The following is an 18,146-nucleotide window of genomic DNA, read 5'->3' as shown; positions in this document are numbered from 1 at the left end:
GGCCGCTGCCCGTGCCGGGCCGGCCTGCAGCGTTCCGTCGGAACCCTGCACGATGCGCCCCCGGATGGCGTAGGCTGCCGGCGCCGGCGTTCCGCTGGCCGGCCAGGAGGTTCGATGTCCCACCGCACGTTGCTCGCATCGCTCGGCCTCGTGCTGGCACTCGCCAGCCCCGTCGCGATGGCCCAGACCGAAGACGCGCACGGCATCCGCGTGCGTGCCGCCTGCGCGCAGGCGACGCCGGCGCCACGGCTGTTGCTGGACCTCAGCTGCGAGAGCGCGATGAACTGCTGGAGCGATCCGGCCGACCTCGGCGTGCTCGACCTGGATTCTGGCGAGCGGCTGGCGGCGTCCGGCCGCGACCTGGTCTACGTCGACGCGTCCGGCGCGCCGCAGGCCGAGCCGCCGATGCAGGGCACGATCCGCGCCGTGTGGACAGCCGTGCTGGCCGCGCCGCTGACCGCGAAGCATCTCCAGCTCGTGCAGGGCGACGAGACGGCGACGGCGGCGTTCGCCCCGGCCCCCGATTGCGCGGCGATCCCAGCGGCCGCGGTCCGGCGCCTGGCAGGCGGCTGAGACGCTACGCGCGCGCCGTCTTCGCGGTGACGCGCGCTCTCCCCGTACGCAGTTCGGCCAGTTGCTCGACGACTTCCACCAGCGGCGCCCTGGCGCGCGTCGGCGCCGCGCGGAAGGCGGCCAGCAGGCGCAGTTCGAGCGGATCCTCGACCAGCACGGCGTCGGCGGCGGCCACCGAATCCAGCGCCGTGTCGGCTGACAGGCCCATGCTGCCGCGGCCGGTCGCCAGCCATTCGAACTGGACACCGGTGACCAGTGCGATCTCGCGCAGGTGTGCCACGCTTGGGAACTTGCCGCGCGCCGCTTCCCAGTGACCGACCGCACTGCGCTGCACGCCCACGGCGGCCCCGAGTGCGGCCTGCGAGAGGCCGGCGTGACGGCGGGCGAGGCGGATCCGCTGTTGGGGTGTCATCGCGGCTACCTATAGTCACAGGGTGAACGACATACACCCGAAGGTGTGCGCTGCCGGTAGCCGGGGCGCCACCGAAAGCAAATCCGGATCGCAGATTCTGGCAAACCTTCGGGCCGGATGGATACCGCTGGTCAGCAGGCGCAAGCAGTCCGGAGCTGGCCCGAACGCGAAGGAGCGCACACCATTGCCGTGCGCCGCGTCAGGCGCAGGTTCGAAGCACGTGCGCAGGGATGGCGCCGGGCCAGGACGGCAACTTCGATACCAAAGAGCGCGTTCCACGGGGCGCGCTCTTTCTTTTTTAGCCGGCCTTGCCGGCGCCGCACGCTTCCCGCGTTCGAATCAGTCGCTCCCGCCTGCACCGGATATGTCGGCAGGCCTTGAAAGGTTCCGCTGCCGCCCCATCTCCGACGGATCCCGGTTCGCCGGGTACTGTTTGCCCGCGATCTTGGCACTCGTCGCGGGCGACTGCTAAAATTTCGACACTTTTTCCGCTGTTTCAACTACTTACAGAGGTGTTCGTCGCCATGAATATCAAGCCGCTCTACGACCGCGTGGTCATCAAGCGCATGGAAGAAGAAAAGATGTCCGCTGGCGGCATCGTGATCCCGGACTCCGCCACCGAGAAGCCGATCAAGGGCGAAGTCGTCGCCGTCGGCGAGGGCAAGGCGTTCGACAACGGCAACGTGCGCGCCCCGAAGGTCAAGGTCGGCGACAAGGTCCTGTTCGGCAAGTACAGCGGCACCGAAGTGAAGCTGGACGGCACCGAATACCTGGTGGTGAAGGAAGACGACATCTTCGCCGTGCTCGGCTGAGAGCCGTGATTCGTGATCCGGGACTGGCGATTCGGACGAGCGCAGCGCGCTGACCGATCCCCCCGCATCACGAACATCACGGTTGTCGCTTTCCACGAATCACAAATCACGAATCACGAATCCCGGAGTTAAGAACCATGGCAGCCAAGGAAATCCGTTTCGGTGAGGACGCGCGCGTCAAGATGGTGCGCGGCGTCAACATCCTCGCCAATGCCGTCAAGGCAACGCTCGGCCCGAAGGGCCGCAACGTCGTGCTCGAGAAGAGCTTCGGCGCCCCGACCATCACCAAGGACGGCGTGTCCGTCGCCAAGGAAATCGAGCTTGCCGACAAGTTCGAGAACATGGGCGCGCAGATGGTGAAGGAAGTCGCTTCCAAGACCTCCGACAACGCCGGTGACGGCACCACCACCGCCACCGTGCTGGCGCAGGCGCTGATCCGCGAAGGCATGAAGGCCGTCGCCGCCGGCATGAACCCGATGGACCTCAAGCGCGGCATCGACAAGGCCGTCGCCGAAGCCGTCGGCGAGCTGAAGAAGATCTCCAAGCCGTCCTCGACCTCGAAGGAAATCGCCCAGGTCGGCGCGATCTCGGCCAACAGCGACACCAACATCGGCGACCTCATCGCGCAGGCGATGGACAAGGTCGGCAAGGAAGGCGTGATCACCGTCGAGGACGGCTCGGGCCTCGAGAACGAACTCGACGTCGTCGAGGGCATGCAGTTCGACCGCGGCTACCTGTCGCCGTACTTCATCAACAACCAGCAGTCGATGCAGGCCGAACTGGACGATCCGTTCATCCTGCTGCACGACAAGAAGATCTCCAACGTGCGCGACCTGCTGCCGGTGCTGGAAGGCGTCGCGAAGGCCGGCAAGCCGCTGCTGATCATCGCCGAGGAAGTCGAAGGCGAAGCGCTGGCGACGCTGGTGGTCAACACCATCCGCGGCATCGTGAAGGTCTGCGCCGTCAAGGCCCCGGGCTTCGGCGACCGTCGCAAGGCGATGCTGGAAGACATGGCCATCCTGACCGGTGGCACCGTGATCTCCGAGGAAGTCGGCCTGCAGCTGGACAAGGCCACCATCAAGGACCTCGGCCGCGCGAAGAAGGTGCAGGTCTCCAAGGAGAACACCACCATCATCGACGGCGCCGGCGATGCCTCGGGAATCGAAGGCCGCATCAAGCAGATCAAGGCGCAGATCGAGGAGACCTCCTCCGACTACGACCGCGAGAAGCTGCAGGAGCGCGTGGCCAAGCTGGCTGGCGGCGTGGCGGTGATCAAGGTCGGTGCTTCGACCGAGATCGAGATGAAGGAAAAGAAGGCGCGCGTCGAAGACGCCCTGCACGCCACGCGTGCGGCGGTGGAAGAAGGCATCGTGCCGGGCGGCGGCGTCGCGCTGCTGCGTGCCAAGGCGGCGATCGCCGGCCTGAAGGGCGCCAACGAAGACCAGAACCACGGCATCCAGATCGCCCTGCGCGCGATGGAAGCGCCGCTGCGCGAGATCGTGACCAACGCCGGTGAAGAGCCGTCGGTCATCCTCAACAAGGTCATCGAAGGCAAGGGTGCGTTCGGCTACAACGCCGCCAACGGCGAGTACGTCGACATGCTCGAAGCCGGCATCCTGGACCCGACCAAGGTCACGCGTACCGCGCTGCAGAACGCCGCGTCGATCGCCGGCCTGATGATCACGACCGAAGCGATGGTCGCCGAGCTGCCGAAGAAGGAAGAGCCGGCGATGCCGGGCGGTGGCATGGGCGGCATGGGCGGCATGGACTTCTAAGTCCCGCTTCCCGCGTCACGCGACACGAAGAACCCCGCAGCGATGCGGGGTTCTTTTTTTGTGCGATCGGGCGTCGTGCGCACGACGCGTCGAGCCGATAAGCTCGCGCGCATGCCGACCTCCCTGATCATCGTCGACGACTTCCTCAGCACGCGCGATGCGCAATCGCTGCGCGATGTCGGGCTGCAACTCACCTATCCCGAGCAGCAGGGCGCGTTTCCGGGGCGCAATTCGCTCGAACGCATCGAGATGGATGGGCTGGACCGCACGGTGTCGAACATCGTCGGCGAACGCGTCAAGCCCGTTTCGCCGCTGCAATCGCACGCGAAGTTCCGCATGACGCTGGCCGCCGACAAGGGCCGCGCGAAGGTGCACATCGACCAGGCGTACTGGTCCGGGATCCTCTACCTGAGTCGACCCGAGGATTGCCGCGGGGGTACCGAATTCTTCCGCCACCTCCCGACCCACAGCGAACGTGCGCCGTGGACCCAGGAAGAAGCGCGCGCGATGGGCTACGACTCGCTCGAGCACATGCACCAGCAGGTCATCGAGAAGGACACCAACGACGACGCCAAGTGGGAGCGGACGATGACCGCGCCGATGCGTTTCAACCGGCTCGTCCTGCTGCGCCCATGGCTCTGGCATACCGCGGGGCCGGCCTTCGGCGATCGCATGGAAAATGGCCGGCTGGTGTACCTGATGTTCTTCGCGGGCGCGTAATTTGCGCCCGAAAGACCCTGTTTCCAAACCTGAACAGGGCGGGCGATACAAGTTGATTGAAGCGCTATTTGAACCGCTGAGTTCTATTTTGCAGTGCAGCGTGCATTGCACCTAACGGTTCCTTCACGATCAGCGCGCATCCCGACGTGGGGGAGGGAGCAGGCCCGCAACCGGTTCGACCGGGGCGGGCTTTTTATTTGCCTCGTCGGCACGCGTCTTGCCGCGAGCACGTCGTAGCGCTCCAGCAGCGCGCACCTCGAATCGATGGAGCGAACGCGCGTGACAGAATCGGCGCGATGACTTCCCCCGCATCCGCTTCGCCGCCCGACCGATTCCAACCGCTGCTGGCGCGTGTCCTTCCGCGCCTGCGCGCCGTGCTGCCCGGCGAGCTTCTCTCCGATCCGCACGCGATCGTCCGCATCGAACGTGTCGCCATCGCGAGCGACTTCGCCATCGACACGCTCGTGCGACAGCCGGAACTGCTGGAGCGCCTCCTGCGCGACGACGGCGCCGAGCCGCCCGCGGAACCCGTGCTTGATGCCAGCAACCGTGCCGACTGGCCCGCGCTGCTGCGTCGCTATCGCGCCGCCGGCTCCACGCGGTTGATCTGGCGCGACGTGCTCGGCCTGGACGACGTCGACGCGACACTTGCCGGCAGCACGCATCTGGCCGAGCGGTGCCTGCAGATCGGCCTGGAAGCGGTAGAGACCGAATTCGCCCAGCGCCATAGCGTGGTGCGCGATCGCGACGGCAACGCGCAGCGGCTGGTCGTGTTCGGCCTGGGCAAGCTCGGCGGCGGCGAACTCAATTTCAGCTCCGACGTCGATCTGGTCTATACCTACGAACACGACGGCGAATCGGACGGCGCGCGCCCGCTCGACGCGGAGCACTACTTCGCGCGCCTCGGCCAGCAGCTGGCGAAACTGCTCGACGAGCCCACCGTCGACGGCTTCTGCCATCGCGTCGACCTGCGCCTGCGGCCGTACGGCAATGCCGGACGCGTCGCGTGGTCGTTCAATGCGATGGAGCAGTACTTCCAACGCGAAGGCCGCGACTGGGAGCGCTATGCCTGGCAGAAGGCGCGACCCATCGCCGGCGACGCGGCAGCGGGCGAGCGCTTCCTCGACAGCCTGCGTCCGTTCGTCTATCGGCGGTACCTCGATTTTGGGGCGCTGGACGGCCTGCGCGGCATGAAGGCGGCGATCACCGCCGAAGTCGCGCGCAAGGAACTGGCCGACGACATCAAGCGCGGGCCCGGCGGCATTCGCGAAATCGAGTTCCTCGTGCAGGCGCTGCAGCTGATCTACGGCGGGCGCGAGCCCGAACTGCGCGATCGCCGCCTGCTGCCGTCGTTGCGCGCGCTGGTGGACGCGCGGCAGATGGGCGCCGAGGCCGGCGACCTGCTCGCCGATGCGTACCGCGTCCTGCGTCGACTGGAAAACCGCCTGCAGATGCTGCGCGATGCGCAGACGCATGCGCTGCCCGAGCGCGAGGACGACCGCGACCGCATCGCCTTCGCACTGGGTTTCGACGACTGGACCGCGCTGCGCGAAGCGCTCGACGTGCAGCGCGCCCGCGTCGCCACTGAATTCGAAGCGCTGCTCGCACCACGCCGACGCCGCAACGCGCCCGACGCGCTGACGACATACTGGCGCGCGCTGCCCGATGGCGGCGACAGCGAAGCGCTCGCCGATGCCGGCTTCATCGAAGCGGGCAACGCGGACGGCGCGCTGCGCGATTTCGCGCGCAGTCCGGGCGTGCGTGGCCTGTCCGACAGTGCGCGCGGACGCCTCGACCGCGTGATGCCGTCGCTGTTGCAGGCGGCGGCCGCGTCGAGCGAACCGATGCTCGCGCTGCGCCGGCTGCTCGCGCTGCTGCACAACGTGCTGCGTCGAAGCGCGTACCTGGCGCTGCTGGACGAACAGCCCGTCGCGCTGGCGCGTCTGGTCGAAGTCGTCTCGCACAGCGCGCTGCTCGCCGAGCGTCTCGCGTCGTATCCGTTGCTGCTCGACGAACTTCTCGACGCACGCGTCGCCGGCCCGCTGCCGGGTCGCGACGAACTGCATGCGGCATGCGCAGACGCCGCGCCTGGCGCCGACGACGACGCCGAAGCCGTGCTCCAGGTGTTGAACGAAGTCCGGCAGGCGCTGAGCTTCCGCATCGCGATGGCGGTGCGCGATGGACGCCTGTCCGCGGTCGATGGCGCGCGCCAACTCGCGTGGCTCGCCGACGGCGTGGTGATGCGCGTGCTGCGACTGGCCGAACATGAAGTCGCCGGCGCGCACGGCCGCGTGCCCGGTGCGCGCTTCGCGGTGATCGGCTACGGCAGCCTGGGCGGCGAGGAGCTCGGCTTCGGCTCCGACCTCGACCTGGTCTTCATCTACGACGCGCCCGGTGGCGAACACGCGCATTCCGACGGTGCGCGCCCGCTCGAAGTCACGCGATGGTTCGCGCGCGTCGCACAGAAGGTCGTCGCGCTGCTCGGCGCGGTCACCGGCGCCGGGCGGCTTTACGACGTCGATGTCCGCCTTCGCCCCGATGGCGCGAAAGGCCTGCTCGTGTCCAGCCTGGCAAGTTACCGCGACTACCAGCGCGATCGCGCGTGGACGTGGGAACACCAGGCGCTGGTGCGGGCGCGTTTCGTCGCGGGCGATGAATCGCTGGGTGCGGACGTCGAGGACGTGCGTCGCCAGACGCTGTCGCGCACGCGCGACACAGAGCGCGTGCGTGAGGACGTCGTGTCGATGCGCCGTCGCATGCGTGCAGAACTCGACCGCACCGACGCCGCCGCGTTCGACCTGAAGCAGGGCGAAGGCGGCCTGGTCGATCTCGAATTCCTGCTGCAGTACGCCGTGCTTGCGCATTCGGCGCAGCACCTGGAGTGGCTGTCCTCGCGCAACACCTGCGAGCTGATCCAGGCGACCGGCGAAAGCGGCTGGCTCGACGAGAACGAAGTCGGAGCGTTGACGCAGGCGCATGCGACGCTCGTCGATGCGGGCCTTGCGTGCACGCTCGATCGTCGCCCTCGAAGGCTCCCGATCAACGACGCGATCGCCACCGCACGCGCGGCGATTTCAGGCGCGGCGAAGCGGCACGGACTGGACTTCGATCAGGACGCCAGTCGCTGACGGACTTCGCCCGCCACGCGCGCGGTTTCGCGCAGCGGCGTGATCGCAAAACGTCCGGCGTCGTCGCCGAACGAACGTACGCGGCCGGTGTGCAGCAGCGATTCGACGAACCGGCGCGGTCGTCCTTCGACGCGTTCGTGGCCCGCGACGAACACCGGTGCCCATGTCGCGCAGGCTTCGGACAGCATGTTTACCGAGTCGGCGGTGCAGACGATGCGGTCGGCCCACGCGAGCAGGCCGGCGTAGGGGTTCGGGCCGTCGGCGCCGTCGGTCCAGATCAGGCCGGGCACGCCGCGCAACCGGTCGCGCAACGCGCCGGCGACATGCGTCGGCGTGCGACGCGACGTCGTGGCGAGCACGCTGCCGCCTTCGTCTCGCGCGACACGTTCGACGTTGAGCAGCAGCGCGTCGTACATCGCGTCGTCGAAGCGCGCGTGCGCGCTGGCGCCGCCGACGAGCAGCGTCGTGCGTGGGCCGGGCAGGGCGCCGATGTCGGGGAACGCATGGCGACCGGCCGCGAGCCAGAGGTCGTCGACCGGATTGAGGCTGCCGATCATCGAGATGACGTTGTCGCCGCGAAGTCCGTCGTGTTCGGGCGCGATGACCAGATCCCAGTGCCGCGTATCGATGCGGGGATCGAGGATCTGCACCGCGCGCGCACCACGCGATCGCAACAGCCGCGTCGCCAGGCCGGCCTGGCGGCCGCAACCGATCGCCAGCGAAGGCGGCGTTCGCATCGCCTGCTTGAACGTGCGGCCGAACGCATTCGAGCAGCCCGGCAACGCCCGTGGCGCGAACCACCGCCATGGTGTGCGCGGGGCCAGCGTCCAGGCGCGGAAGGGCTCGGCCAGCGCGGTCGCGAGCGCCTGCGCCTGGCGCACGTTGCCGGCATGGCCGTCGGTGATCGTCCAGGTCGAGGGCCCGCGTGAGGGCGCGGAATCGGGTCTCGTTCGTTGCACGTTTGTGAGTAATCCGTTCCGGATCAGTCGGCTGTTGCGAACGTGCCAGACTCTACACTCTCGAACCTCGGCCGCGGCGGTGTCGCGGCTCATCACGGAGCACACGATGTCGCAGAACACCCCGCCGCTGCCCGCGTCCGCGCTGGACCAGCTCTTCCGCACCGCCCGCACGCACAACGAGCTCAAGGGTGAGGTGAGCGACGAGACGCTGCGCGAACTCTACGACCTGGCCAAGTGGGGCCCGACCAGCGCCAACATGTCGCCGCTGCGCCTAGTCTTCGTGAAGTCGCCCGAAGCCAAGGCCAAGCTCGCCCCCGCGCTGGACGAAGGCAACCACGCGAAGACGATGGCCGCGCCGGTCACCGCGATCGTCGCCCACGACCTGGCGTTCTACGAAAAGCTCCCGTACCTGTTCCCGCACACCGATGCGCGCGGCTGGTTCGAGGGCAAGCCGGAGGCGGACCTGACCACCATCGCGCTGCGCAACGGCAGCCTGCAGGGCGCCTACGTGCTGATGGCCGCGCGGGCACTCGGGCTGGATACCGGCCCGATGTCGGGATTCAACAACGCGCTCGTGGACGAAACCTTCTTCGCCGGCACGAAGATCAAGTCGAACTTCCTGATCAACCTCGGCCATGGCGACACCGCCAAGCTGTTCCCCCGTTCGCCGCGTCTGTCCTTCGACGAGGCGGCGCGGATCCTGTAACGCCGCAGTACCCGCTCGCCCTGCACACCTCACGGAGACTTCCCGCATGTTCAAGCGCATCGCCCTCACCGCGGCCCTCATCGCCGCCAGCACCGCCGCCTTCGCCGCCCCCGTCACCTACAAGATCGACCCGAACCACACCGACGTCGTCGCGAGCTGGAGCCACTTCGGCTTCTCCAACCCGATCGCGCATTTCGGCCAGGTCGACGGCAGCATCACCTACGATCCGAAGAACGTCGGCACCTCGAAAGTGGACGTGACGATCCCGCTCGCGGGCCTGGATTCGCACGTGGAGAAGTTCGACGAACACCTGCGCAGCGCCGATTTCTTCGACGCCGAGAAGTATCCGAACATCACCTTCAAGAGCACCAAGGTCGAAGCGGCCGGCGACAAGAAGCTGCGCGTGTTCGGCGACCTGACCATCAAGGGCGTGACCAAGCAGGTCGTGCTCGACACCACGATCAACAAGATCGGCGAGCAGCCGATGGCCAAGCGCGCCGCCGCGGGCTTCGATGCGACCACGACGATCAAGCGCAGCGACTTCGGCGTCGACAAGTACGCGCCGAACGTGAGCGACAACGTCACCATCCGCATCACGACCGAAGCGGTCGTGCCGGCCGCCAAGTAAGCCGCAGGCGGACATTGGGGGCGGGAACGGGGACAATGTCCCGGTTCCCGCCCTTGTCGTTTCCAGCGCCCAGATGATCGTCCAGCGCCCCTCCAGCGAACGCGGCCAGTCCGCCGCCTCCGGCCGCGACAGCCGCCACGCGTTCTCCTTCGGCGGCCATTACGACCCGCAGTGGATGGGCTTCGGCCCGTTGCGCGTGCTCAACGAGGATCGCCTCGATCCCGGCGCGGGCTTCGACACGGCGCGGCACGCGAACATGGAGTTGCTGGCGTTCGTCGTGTCGGGCGAGCTCACGCACGAGGACGCGATCGGCGGCAACGGCGTCGTTCGCACCGGCGAGCTGCAATGGCTCAGCGCCGGCCACGGCGCCGAGCACGCCGAACGCAACGCATCGGTCGCCGAACCGTTGCACCTGCTGCAGTTGTGGATCCAGCCGTCGCGCCTGAACCATGAGCCCGCCTACGCACGCCGCGCCGCCGCGCCCGCCGACGCGCGCGGCTGGACGCTGCTCGCTTCGGGCGATGGCGCCGATGGCAGCCTCGCGATCCGGCAGGACGTGCGCGTCCTGCAGGTCCGGCTCGATCGCGGCGAGGCGGCGGAGGTCGCGATGGATCCGTCGCGGCTGTACTGGGTGCAGGTGGTGGAAGGCGAGGCGACCGCGAACGACGGCATCCCGCTGCGTCCCGGCGACGCGCTGGGCGTTCACGACGAGGCCGGCACGTTGCGCCTGACGGGCGCCAGCGACGGGCGGGCGCTCATCCTGCTGCTGGACCTGCCCCAGTAGCGGCGATTCGGGCCGTTTCGCGCCGGCCTTCGCATCGGGGCTGGTAAACTTGCGGCCCCGCGTCGCCACAGCCGTTCCGACCCATGACCGCAGCCAACGCCCATCCGACCCAGGCCAACGCCGAGCAGCGCTATGTCGTGCATCGCGCCGACCTGCCGCTGAGCTGCCCGCTGCCCTCGATGGCGCTGTGGAACTCGCATCCGCGCGTGTACCTGCCCATCGAAGCCGAGAACGGCGAGGTGCAGTGCCCGTACTGCGGCTCGCATTTCGTCCTCGAAGACTGACCTCCGCGCCGCGCCGGTGCCGCGAATTCCTTCCGCGGAGCCGCGCATGCGCCGGCTGACCGTCGTCCAGCTGCTGCCCGCCCTCGAATCGGGCGGCGTCGAACGTTCCACCCTCGAGATCGCGCAGGCGCTGGTCGATGCCGGCCATCGCGCGATCGTCGTGTCCAGGGGCGGCCGGCTCGTGCCGCGCCTGCTCGCATCGGGCGCCGAGCACGTCGCGCTCGACATCGGGCGCAAGTCGCCGCTGACTTTCCGCCACGTGTTCGCGCTGCGTGCGCTGTTCGAGCGCGAAGGCGTGGACATCGTGCATGCGCGCTCGCGCCTGCCCGCGTGGGTGGGCGAATTCGCGCTGCGCAGCCTGTCGGCGTCGAAACGCCCGCGCTGGGTCACGACCGTGCACGGACTCAATTCGCCGTCGCGCTACAGCGCGGTGATGACGCATGGCGAACGCGTGATCTGCGTGTCGGACACCGTGCGCGACTTCGTGCTGCGCCAATACCCCGCGGTCGATGCATCGAAGCTGCGCGTGATTCCGCGCGGCATCGATCCGCGCACGTTTCCGCGCGCGCCGCATCCCGATCGCGAGGCGCGTGCGTGGGCCGCGGCGCTGCATCCGGCGCTCGGGGGCGATGGCCCGCTGCTGTTGTTGCCCGGACGCGGCACGCGCCTGAAGGGACACGCCGACGCACTCGCACTGCTGTCGCGCGTGCGCGGGGACGGCGTCGACGCACGACTCTGGCTGCCCGGCGCGCGAGAGGCCGGACGCGAGGCGTACATCTCCGAACTCGAAGGCGAAGCGGCGACGCTCGGCATTGCCGACGCGGTGGCCTTCACCGAACCGACCGACGCGATAGCGCGTGCATATGCGGCCAGCGACGTGGTGTTGCAGTTGTCGCGCAAGCCGGAGGCGTTCGGCAGAACCGTGCTGGAAGCCTGGTCGGTGGGCCGGCCCGTGCTCGGCTGGGCACACGGGGGCGTCGGCGAACTGCTGTCGAAGTGGCAACCAAGCGGCGCGGTGGCGCCATTCGATCTCGATGCCCTGCATCGCCGCGGCTACGAACTTCTTACGCATCCGGCCACGCCGCCGGCTACGATTCCGCATTCGTTGCATGCGATGCAGGAGGCCACGCTTGCCGTCTACGCCGAGCTCGTCGATGAATCCCGCTGACACCGCGCCGGCCGAACCGCGCGTGCGCGGCTGGCGCTGGGCGCCTGCGTGGATCCTCGCCTACGTCGCCCTATGGCCCGCGCCAGGCTATGCGGAAGGCGTGCTCGTGCTCGGCGCGCTGGCGGCAATCGTGCACCTGGCGCTGTCGCGATTCCGCGGTGGCGCGAAGCTGCTGAGCAATCCCGCGTGGGCGCTCACCAGCGTGCTGTTCTTCGCGTACTGGACGCCGGAACTGGTGTCGGCGATCGACGCCATCGACCCCGCACGCGCGCTGCGCGAAGCGGCGGTCGACCTGCGCTACCTGCCGTTCCTGTGGCTGGTCGCCTCGGCCGTGGCCGATCCGCGCGGCCGGCGCATCACCTTCGGCGGACTGGCGATCATCGTCGGCATCTGGACGCTCGACGCGCTCGCGCAGGCGGCGACCGGCGCGAGCCCGCTGTTCTCGGGCATCGACGGCATCAAGCACGCCATCAGCGGCCACGGCATGTGCACGCCGCAGGAAGTGGCCGCGGTCGATCGCCTCAGCGGCGTGCTCGGTCCGTGCAACCTCAAGCTCGGCCCGGTGCTCGCGAGCCTGTCGCCGTTCCTGCTGTTCGTCGGCGGGCGCCGCATGGGCACGGCCGGCTGGCTGCTGGCCGCCGCGGCGATCGGCATCGTGCTGGTGCTGGCCGGCTCGCGTGCGTCATGGATCACCTATGCCGTCGCGCTGGTGCTGTCGGGCTGGCGGCTGGTCGGCTGGAAGAAGCTGATCGGCGTGTTCGCGCTGGGCGCCATCGCGATCGCCACGCTGAGCGCCACCGTGCCGCAGGTGCGCGAGCGCCTCATGCGCACCACGCATGCGGTCACCGCGGACGTCGAGGGCGTGGACAGCGCGCTCTCCGGCCGCGCGCGCATCTGGAGCGCGGCGCTGTGCATGGCGCGCGAGCATCCGATCAACGGCGTCGGCGCGCGTGGGTTCCGCGAGGCGTTCCCCGCATGCGATCCCGCGCCGGGCCAGACGGCGGCGTGGGGCACGGGCCCGGCGCTGCATGCGCACCAGATCGTGCTGGAAGTGCTCAGCGAAACCGGCGCGTTCGGCATGCTGCTGTGGCTGGCCGGTCTCGCGCTCGCATGGCGCGCGTGGCGCTTCGCCGACGAGCAGGCGCGCGAACGCGCACGTCCGGCGATGTGGGCGCTCGCGGTGACGGTGTTCCCGATCAACACGCACCTGGCGTTCTATTCGACGTTCTGGGGCGGGCTGACGCTGCTGCTCGCCGCGCTGTACGCCGGCAGCCTGCTCGCGCGCGAATAGCCGTCAGCGCTTGCCGTAGGGCGAGGTCATGCCCGGCGGGCGGCGCTTGAAGCGGCGGTGGATCCACAGGTACTGCGTCGGCGCCTCGCGGACCATCGCCTCGATCGCCGCGTTGACGCGGGTGGAATCGATCGCGGCATCGTTCGACGGGAAATCCTCCAGCGGCGCGCCGACGCGCAGCACGTAATCGGCACCTTCGCGGCGATGGAAGAACGGCACCACGGCGCAGCCGCTCAGGCGCGCGAACTGGTGCGTGGCGGTGATCGTCGCCGCCGGCACGCCGAAGAACGGCGCGAAGACGGTGTCCTTGCCGCGCATGTCCTGGTCTGGCGCGTACCACAGGAATCCGCCCTGCTTGAGGTGCCGGATCGCCGGGCGGATCTCGTCGTTGGTGAACATCGCCTTGGCGTAGCGCAGGCGACCACGCTTGACGGCCCATTCCATCACCGGGCTGCGATGGCGGCGGTACATGCCGGTCAGCGGCAGGTGGTCGCACATCAGGCGGCCGCACATCTCCAGCGTCATGAAATGGCCCGACACCATCAGCACGCCGCGTCCCTGCGCGCGGATGTCCTCCAGCAGTTCCAGCCCTTCGATGCGCACGGTGCTGCGCATCGGCGCGGCCGAGCCCCACCACGCGCGGGCGAACTCGAAGAACCCGATGCCCAGGTCGCGGAAGCTGTCGCGCAGCAGGCGCTCGCGCTGACCGGCGGACATCTCCGGAAAGCACAGCTCCAGGTTGATCTGCGCGGCCTTGCGCCGCGATGTGCCCACCAGCAGCGCGAGCATGCCGATCATCCGACCGAGCCCGCGCTGCACGGACCACGGCAGGCGCGCGCCCAGGCTCATGACGCCGAGCGCGAGCCACATCGGCCAGTGGCGCGGGCCGAACGGCGGAGACGGCGGCGAGGTGGGGGATTCGACAGCTCTGGGCATCCGCAGATTCTACGGGGCGGGTGCCTGCATGCAGTAGACGCTCGCGATGCGAGCGCTATCCGTGCCGACGGAACAATGCGCGGATCGCGGGATCTTCGCCCGGCCGTCACCGGCTTCGCTATCCTTATGCCGATGCCGAAAGACCCCATCGAGCGCCTGCTGCGCGGCCTGTATTCGGTCGCCCTGTATCTGTTGGCGCCGATCACGGTCTACCACCTGATCTGGCGCGGCCTGCGGCAGCCCGCGTATTTCCTTCGATGGCAGGAGCGTTACGCGCATTACGGCGATGCCCCGCCGATGCGCACGTTGTGGGTCCACGCGGTCTCGGTGGGCGAGGTCAACGCCGCCGTGCCGCTGGTCAACGCGCTGCGACGCGCGAGGCCAGACCTGCGCCTGCTGGTCACCACCATCACGCCGACGGGTTCGGAGCGCGTGCAGGCGTTGTGGGGCGATGCGGTCGAACACGTCTATCTGCCCTACGACCTGCCGGGTGCGGTCGGGCGTTTCCTCAGGCACTACCGCCCGTACGCCGCATTGATCATGGAAACCGAATTGTGGCCGAGCCTGTTGTTCGGCTGCCGCGACGCGAGTATCCCCGTGGTCATCCTCAACGCACGGTTGTCGGAGCGCTCGCTGCGGGGGTACCGCGTGCTTGCGCCGCTGGTCGCGCGGGCGCTGCGCACGGTGCGGACGGTGGCCGCGCAGTCCCATGCCGATGGCCAGCGCTTCGTGCGGCTCGGCGCGAATCCGGAGCAGGTCGCTGAAGTGGGCAACCTGAAGTTCGACGTCGCCGTGCCGGAAGACCTCGCCGGTTTTGCCGCGCAGTGCCGAGCGCGTTGCGGCGAACGTCCCGTCTGGATCGCCGCGAGCACGCACGAGGACGAGGAGATGGCGGTGATCGCGATCCATCGCCAGCTGCGCGCGCACTTCCCCGACCTGCTGATGCTGTGGGCGCCGCGCCATCCCGAGCGCTTCCGCACCGTCGCCGACACCGCGCGCGCCGCGGGCTGGAATGTATCGACGCGCTCGCGCCAACAATGGCCGCAGGCGGACGATGCGGTGTTCGTGATCGACACGCTCGGCGAACTGATGAGCTTCTACGCCTGCGCCGACGTCGCCTTCGTCGGCGGCAGCCTGCAGGCGATCGGCGGCCACAACCTGCTCGAACCCGCGGCGACCGGCACGGCCATCGTCACCGGCCCGCACCTGCACAACTTCGTCGAGATCGCCCAGCGCCTGGAAGATGCCGGTGCGCTGTGCGTGGCCCCCGACGCCGAGCACGTCGAACGCGCGCTGGCCGAACTGCTGTCTGATCGGGGACGACGCGAGCGCATGACGGACGCCGGCCGCGCGCTGGTTGAAACCGGTCGCGGGGCGCTCGCCCGCACGCTTGACCTGTTGCAGCCGCTGCTGCCGCCGCAAGGCTGATTCGCGGGACTTCGCGATTCTTCTGATGGTGCGCGACCGCGCGCGCCGACAGACTTCACGGCCCGTGAACGCCCCGTGTTGCATCTGGCGACGGACATCACCTGAAGGAGCGAGTGACGTGAAGCAGCCATCCGGAAAGCCCATTGCGCACGACCGTCCCGCACTCGCGATGTCGGGCCTGGCCCTGGCGGCATCGCTTTTGGTGTCCGCCTGCGCGAGCACGAGCGAGTCCGCTTCGTCGGCGTCGCCCGCTTCGCCCATGTCGCCTGCTGCGACCGTGTCGTCTCCGGCGACTGCCGAAGCCGTGCCCGAGATTCGCCCCGGCGTGCTCGCCGGCTATCTCGGCCGCGAACTGCCCGACAGCCTGAAACTGCTGCCCGCGCCGCCGAAGGAAGGATCGGCCGCCTTCAGGCAGGACCAGGCCGTGAGCCGTGCTTCGCAGAAACTGCGCGGAACCGCGCGCGACTCGCAGGCGACGTCCGACGCGGACCTGAGCTTTCCGCACGTGGCCGACGCGTTCTCGTGCGCGCTCGGCGTGCCGGTCTCGCAGGATCAGTCGCCGCGCCTGTACCAGTTGCTTCGCCGCACGCTGACCGACGCGGGGCTCTCTACATACGCCGCGAAAGACCACTACAAGCGCACGCGTCCGTTCGTGTTCTACAAGGAAGGCACGTGCGCGCCGAATGACGAAGCGGCGCTGCGCAACGACGGTTCGTATCCGTCGGGTCACACGTCGATCGGCTGGATATGGGCGCTGGTGCTGACACAGGTCGCACCCGATCGCGCCGATGCGCTGCTCGCGCGCGGTCGCTCGTTCGGCGAGAGCCGGCTGGTCTGCAATGCGCATTGGCAGAGCGACATCCTGGCCGGGCGCACGATCGCGTCGGGCACGTACGCGAAGCTGCAGTCGAACACGACCTTCCAGGCGGATGTCGCCGCGGCATCGCAGGAAGTACAGTCGCTGCGGGCGAGCGGGAAGACGCCTTCGGTGAATTGCAGCGCGGAAGCAGCAGCGCTCGCTATTCCGATCGAAGGCGTGCTGTAGGCGATCGCCCAAAGAAGAAGGCCGGACGTTTCCGTCCGGCCTTCGTCATTCGTGCGTTATCGGTGCCGATCAGCCCGGCACGTCGCCTGCCGGCAGCTGCGAAGCGGTGTCCACGGTGAGGAGGCGGTTCACGTCCTGCACGTCGGCGATGTCGAGCGTGCCGGCGGCCTGTTCCAGCAGCAGGCGGCTCTGCAGGTGGTTGTAGCGCGCGCGGGCGAACTCGAGCTGCGCGGTGAACAGGTTGTTCTGGTTCTGCAGGACGTCCAGCACGGTGCGCGTGCCGACTTCCAGGCCGACCTGCGAGGCGTCGTAAGCCGCTTGCGCCGAGACCAGCGCGAGGCGGCGTGCCTCGACTTCGCTGATGCTCGCGACCAGCGTCTGGTACGCGTTGCGCGTGTTGCGCACGAGCAGGCGCTTCTGCTGTTCCAGCTCGTCCGCCGCGACGTCGCGACGTGCCAGCGCCTGGCGAACGCCCGACTGCGTGGCGCCACCGGAGAAGATCGGCACCGACAGCGTCAGGCCGACCGACGGACCGAAGCTGCGGCCGTCGATATCGCGCGACACGTCCAGGATCGTGCGGTCGCCCCAGGTCTCGCTGTCGCTGTACGAACCGTTGAGGTACAGGCGCGGCCAGTGGCCTGCGCGTGCGGTCTCGACGTCGGCTTCGGTGGAGGACACCTGCAGTTCCTTCGCACGCAGCGCCGGGTTGTTCTCGATGGCCGTGCTCACCCAGCCATCGGCATCCCGCGATTCAGCCAGCGACGGCTGGTAGTCCTTCGGCAGGCCCTTGATGTTGCGCACCTGCTGGCCCGTGATCTCCGCCAGCGCCTGGTACGAATCCTCGACCGCGTTGCGGGCCAGGATCGTGTTGGCGCGCGCGCTGTCGTACTGGGCGCGGGCTTCATGCACGTCGGTGATCGGCGCCAGGCCGACTTCCAAGCGCTTGGAGGCGTAGTCGAACTGCTTCTTCAGCGCGGTTTCGGCGGCTTCGGCGGCGGCCAGCGATTCCAGCGCGATCAGCACGTTGAAGTACGAGGCCGAGGTGCGCGTGATCAGGTCGTTGCCCGACGCCGCCAGCTGGAAGTCCGCCGCCTGCGCCAACGCCTTGGCGCTCTTGTGGCGGGTGAAGTTGCCGCGGTCGTAGACCATCTGGCTGAGGTTCACGCCCGTGCTGCGCGTGGTGCTCTCGGTGTCGCTGTCGCCGGGGTTGATGGTGCCGTCGGCGTTGACCGAGTTGTTACCGCGCGAGTAGCTGCGGCCCTTGGTGATCGAGGCCGAACCGTCGAGCTGCGGCAGCATCGCCGCGCGCGTCTGCACTTGGCCTTCGCGGATCGCAAGGCGGTTGGACTCGGCCGCCGCGAGTTGCGGATCGGCCGTGCGTGCCAGCTCGTAGGTCTGCAGGAGGTCTTCGGCGGAGGCCGTGGCCGGCAACAGGGCCGACAGGCTCACGGCTGCGGCGAGGGCGATGACGAGCGGGCGGCGGATCATGCGAGGTCC

General features: G+C 68.8%; 17 protein-coding genes. 13 read left to right on the top strand and 4 right to left on the bottom strand.

Features of this window, described 5'->3' with window-relative positions:
* The first annotated feature begins 114 nt into the window (after positions 1-114).
* Positions 115-573, top strand: a complete 459-nt coding sequence (locus tag DX912_RS16370) for a hypothetical protein (RefSeq protein WP_147298666.1) — start codon at positions 115-117, stop codon at positions 571-573.
* A 4-nt stretch (positions 574-577) separates the two neighbouring features.
* Here the strand turns inward: DX912_RS16370 and DX912_RS16365 are convergent, their stop codons facing one another.
* The gene (locus DX912_RS16365) at positions 578-985 is read right to left on the bottom strand and encodes a helix-turn-helix domain-containing protein (RefSeq protein WP_115844250.1); all 408 of its coding nucleotides are present in this window, start codon (positions 983-985) and stop codon (positions 578-580) included.
* Positions 986-1,509: 524 nt separating this feature from the next.
* On the opposite strand from DX912_RS16365, the gene groES reads away from it, so the two are divergent.
* The 4 genes from groES to glnE all read left to right on the top strand — a co-directional run bounded on the left by groES (position 1,510) and on the right by glnE (position 7,420).
* Positions 1,510-1,797 carry a co-chaperone GroES gene (gene groES / locus DX912_RS16360; RefSeq protein ID WP_115844288.1) on the top strand — a complete coding sequence of 96 codons (288 nt, stop codon included), beginning with the start codon at positions 1,510-1,512 and terminating at the stop codon, positions 1,795-1,797.
* A gap of 137 nt (positions 1,798-1,934) precedes the next feature.
* Positions 1,935-3,572 (top strand): chaperonin GroEL, encoded by a 1,638-nt coding sequence (gene groL, locus DX912_RS16355; RefSeq protein ID WP_115844248.1) that lies wholly within the window; start codon positions 1,935-1,937, stop codon positions 3,570-3,572.
* 111 nt (positions 3,573-3,683) lie between these two features.
* Positions 3,684-4,292 (top strand): DUF6445 family protein, encoded by a 609-nt coding sequence (locus DX912_RS16350; protein ID WP_115844245.1) that lies wholly within the window; start codon positions 3,684-3,686, stop codon positions 4,290-4,292.
* A gap of 296 nt (positions 4,293-4,588) precedes the next feature.
* Complete coding sequence (gene glnE, locus DX912_RS16345) at positions 4,589-7,420, top strand: bifunctional [glutamate--ammonia ligase]-adenylyl-L-tyrosine phosphorylase/[glutamate--ammonia-ligase] adenylyltransferase (protein WP_115844243.1); 2,832 nt, start codon at positions 4,589-4,591, stop codon at positions 7,418-7,420.
* Here the strand turns inward: glnE and DX912_RS16340 are convergent.
* Positions 7,402-8,379, bottom strand: coding sequence for a mitochondrial fission ELM1 family protein (locus DX912_RS16340; protein ID WP_233433625.1), 978 nt, complete (start codon positions 8,377-8,379; stop codon positions 7,402-7,404). The two genes, glnE and DX912_RS16340, sit on opposite strands and share 19 nt — an antisense overlap.
* A 106-nt stretch (positions 8,380-8,485) precedes the next feature.
* Here DX912_RS16340 and DX912_RS16335 point away from each other — a divergent pair, with 106 nt between their 5' ends.
* From DX912_RS16335 to DX912_RS16310, 6 genes are all read left to right on the top strand, one after another.
* A complete protein-coding gene (locus tag DX912_RS16335; protein WP_115844239.1) occupies positions 8,486-9,085 on the top strand; it encodes a malonic semialdehyde reductase in 600 nt (199 codons plus the stop codon).
* Positions 9,086-9,131: 46 nt separating this feature from the next.
* Positions 9,132-9,713, top strand: a complete 582-nt coding sequence (locus DX912_RS16330) for a YceI family protein (protein WP_115844237.1) — start codon at positions 9,132-9,134, stop codon at positions 9,711-9,713.
* Positions 9,714-9,786: 73 nt separating this feature from the next.
* Positions 9,787-10,497, top strand: a complete 711-nt coding sequence (locus tag DX912_RS16325; protein ID WP_115844235.1) for a pirin family protein — start codon at positions 9,787-9,789, stop codon at positions 10,495-10,497.
* 83 nt (positions 10,498-10,580) lie between these two features.
* Entirely contained in the window at positions 10,581-10,781 is a 201-nt protein-coding gene (locus DX912_RS16320; RefSeq protein ID WP_115844233.1) for a zinc-finger domain-containing protein, read from the top strand.
* 46 nt (positions 10,782-10,827) lie between these two features.
* Positions 10,828-11,949: a glycosyltransferase gene (locus DX912_RS16315; protein WP_115844231.1), complete on the top strand. Its 1,122-nt coding sequence runs from the start codon at positions 10,828-10,830 to the stop codon at positions 11,947-11,949.
* A complete protein-coding gene (locus DX912_RS16310; protein WP_115844229.1) occupies positions 11,936-13,240 on the top strand; it encodes an O-antigen ligase family protein in 1,305 nt (434 codons plus the stop codon). The genes DX912_RS16315 and DX912_RS16310 overlap by 14 nt, the downstream gene beginning before the upstream one ends.
* Positions 13,241-13,243: 3 nt before the next feature.
* On the opposite strand, the gene lpxL is transcribed toward DX912_RS16310, so the two are convergent.
* A complete protein-coding gene (gene lpxL / locus DX912_RS16305) occupies positions 13,244-14,176 on the bottom strand; it encodes an LpxL/LpxP family Kdo(2)-lipid IV(A) lauroyl/palmitoleoyl acyltransferase (RefSeq protein WP_233433624.1) in 933 nt (310 codons plus the stop codon).
* A gap of 132 nt (positions 14,177-14,308) precedes the next feature.
* Here lpxL and waaA point away from each other — a divergent pair, with 132 nt between their 5' ends.
* On the top strand, positions 14,309-15,604 hold the full coding sequence (gene waaA, locus DX912_RS16300) for a lipid IV(A) 3-deoxy-D-manno-octulosonic acid transferase (protein WP_115844286.1): 1,296 nt from the start codon (positions 14,309-14,311) through the stop codon (positions 15,602-15,604).
* Between the two features lie 169 nt (positions 15,605-15,773).
* A complete protein-coding gene (locus DX912_RS16295; RefSeq protein WP_115844225.1) occupies positions 15,774-16,649 on the top strand; it encodes an acid phosphatase in 876 nt (291 codons plus the stop codon).
* 69 nt (positions 16,650-16,718) lie between these two features.
* Here DX912_RS16295 and DX912_RS16290 read toward each other — a convergent pair whose 3' ends face one another.
* On the bottom strand, positions 16,719-18,137 hold the full coding sequence (locus DX912_RS16290; protein ID WP_115844223.1) for a TolC family outer membrane protein: 1,419 nt from the start codon (positions 18,135-18,137) through the stop codon (positions 16,719-16,721).
* Between the last annotated feature and the right edge of the window lie 9 nt (positions 18,138-18,146).

Source organism: Lysobacter soli (assembly GCF_003382285.1).
Taxonomy (GTDB): Bacteria; Pseudomonadota; Gammaproteobacteria; order Xanthomonadales; family Xanthomonadaceae; genus Lysobacter_J; species Lysobacter_J soli.
The sequence above is the reverse complement of the archived record's forward strand: the minus strand, read 5'-3'. Positions and strand labels throughout refer to the sequence as shown.

Excerpts from the sequence above, each read along its gene's own strand:
- DX912_RS16310 (WP_115844229.1), top strand. The coding sequence starts at position 11,936 with ATGAATCCCGCTGACACCGCGCCGGCCGAACCGCGCGTGCGCGGCTGG.
- groES (WP_115844288.1), top strand. The coding sequence starts at position 1,510 with ATGAATATCAAGCCGCTCTACGACCGCGTGGTCATCAAGCGCATGGAA.
- DX912_RS16330 (WP_115844237.1), top strand. The coding sequence starts at position 9,132 with ATGTTCAAGCGCATCGCCCTCACCGCGGCCCTCATCGCCGCCAGCACC.
- DX912_RS16320 (WP_115844233.1), top strand. The coding sequence starts at position 10,581 with ATGACCGCAGCCAACGCCCATCCGACCCAGGCCAACGCCGAGCAGCGC.
- glnE (WP_115844243.1), top strand. The coding sequence starts at position 4,589 with ATGACTTCCCCCGCATCCGCTTCGCCGCCCGACCGATTCCAACCGCTG.
- lpxL (WP_233433624.1), bottom strand. The coding sequence starts at position 14,176 with ATGCCCAGAGCTGTCGAATCCCCCACCTCGCCGCCGTCTCCGCCGTTC.
- DX912_RS16325 (WP_115844235.1), top strand. The coding sequence starts at position 9,787 with ATGATCGTCCAGCGCCCCTCCAGCGAACGCGGCCAGTCCGCCGCCTCC.
- DX912_RS16370 (WP_147298666.1), top strand. The coding sequence starts at position 115 with ATGTCCCACCGCACGTTGCTCGCATCGCTCGGCCTCGTGCTGGCACTC.
- DX912_RS16350 (WP_115844245.1), top strand. The coding sequence starts at position 3,684 with ATGCCGACCTCCCTGATCATCGTCGACGACTTCCTCAGCACGCGCGAT.
- groL (WP_115844248.1), top strand. The coding sequence starts at position 1,935 with ATGGCAGCCAAGGAAATCCGTTTCGGTGAGGACGCGCGCGTCAAGATG.
- waaA (WP_115844286.1), top strand. The coding sequence starts at position 14,309 with ATGCCGAAAGACCCCATCGAGCGCCTGCTGCGCGGCCTGTATTCGGTC.
- DX912_RS16365 (WP_115844250.1), bottom strand. The coding sequence starts at position 985 with ATGACACCCCAACAGCGGATCCGCCTCGCCCGCCGTCACGCCGGCCTC.
- DX912_RS16335 (WP_115844239.1), top strand. The coding sequence starts at position 8,486 with ATGTCGCAGAACACCCCGCCGCTGCCCGCGTCCGCGCTGGACCAGCTC.
- DX912_RS16290 (WP_115844223.1), bottom strand. The coding sequence starts at position 18,137 with ATGATCCGCCGCCCGCTCGTCATCGCCCTCGCCGCAGCCGTGAGCCTG.
- DX912_RS16295 (WP_115844225.1), top strand. The coding sequence starts at position 15,774 with ATGTCGGGCCTGGCCCTGGCGGCATCGCTTTTGGTGTCCGCCTGCGCG.
- DX912_RS16315 (WP_115844231.1), top strand. The coding sequence starts at position 10,828 with ATGCGCCGGCTGACCGTCGTCCAGCTGCTGCCCGCCCTCGAATCGGGC.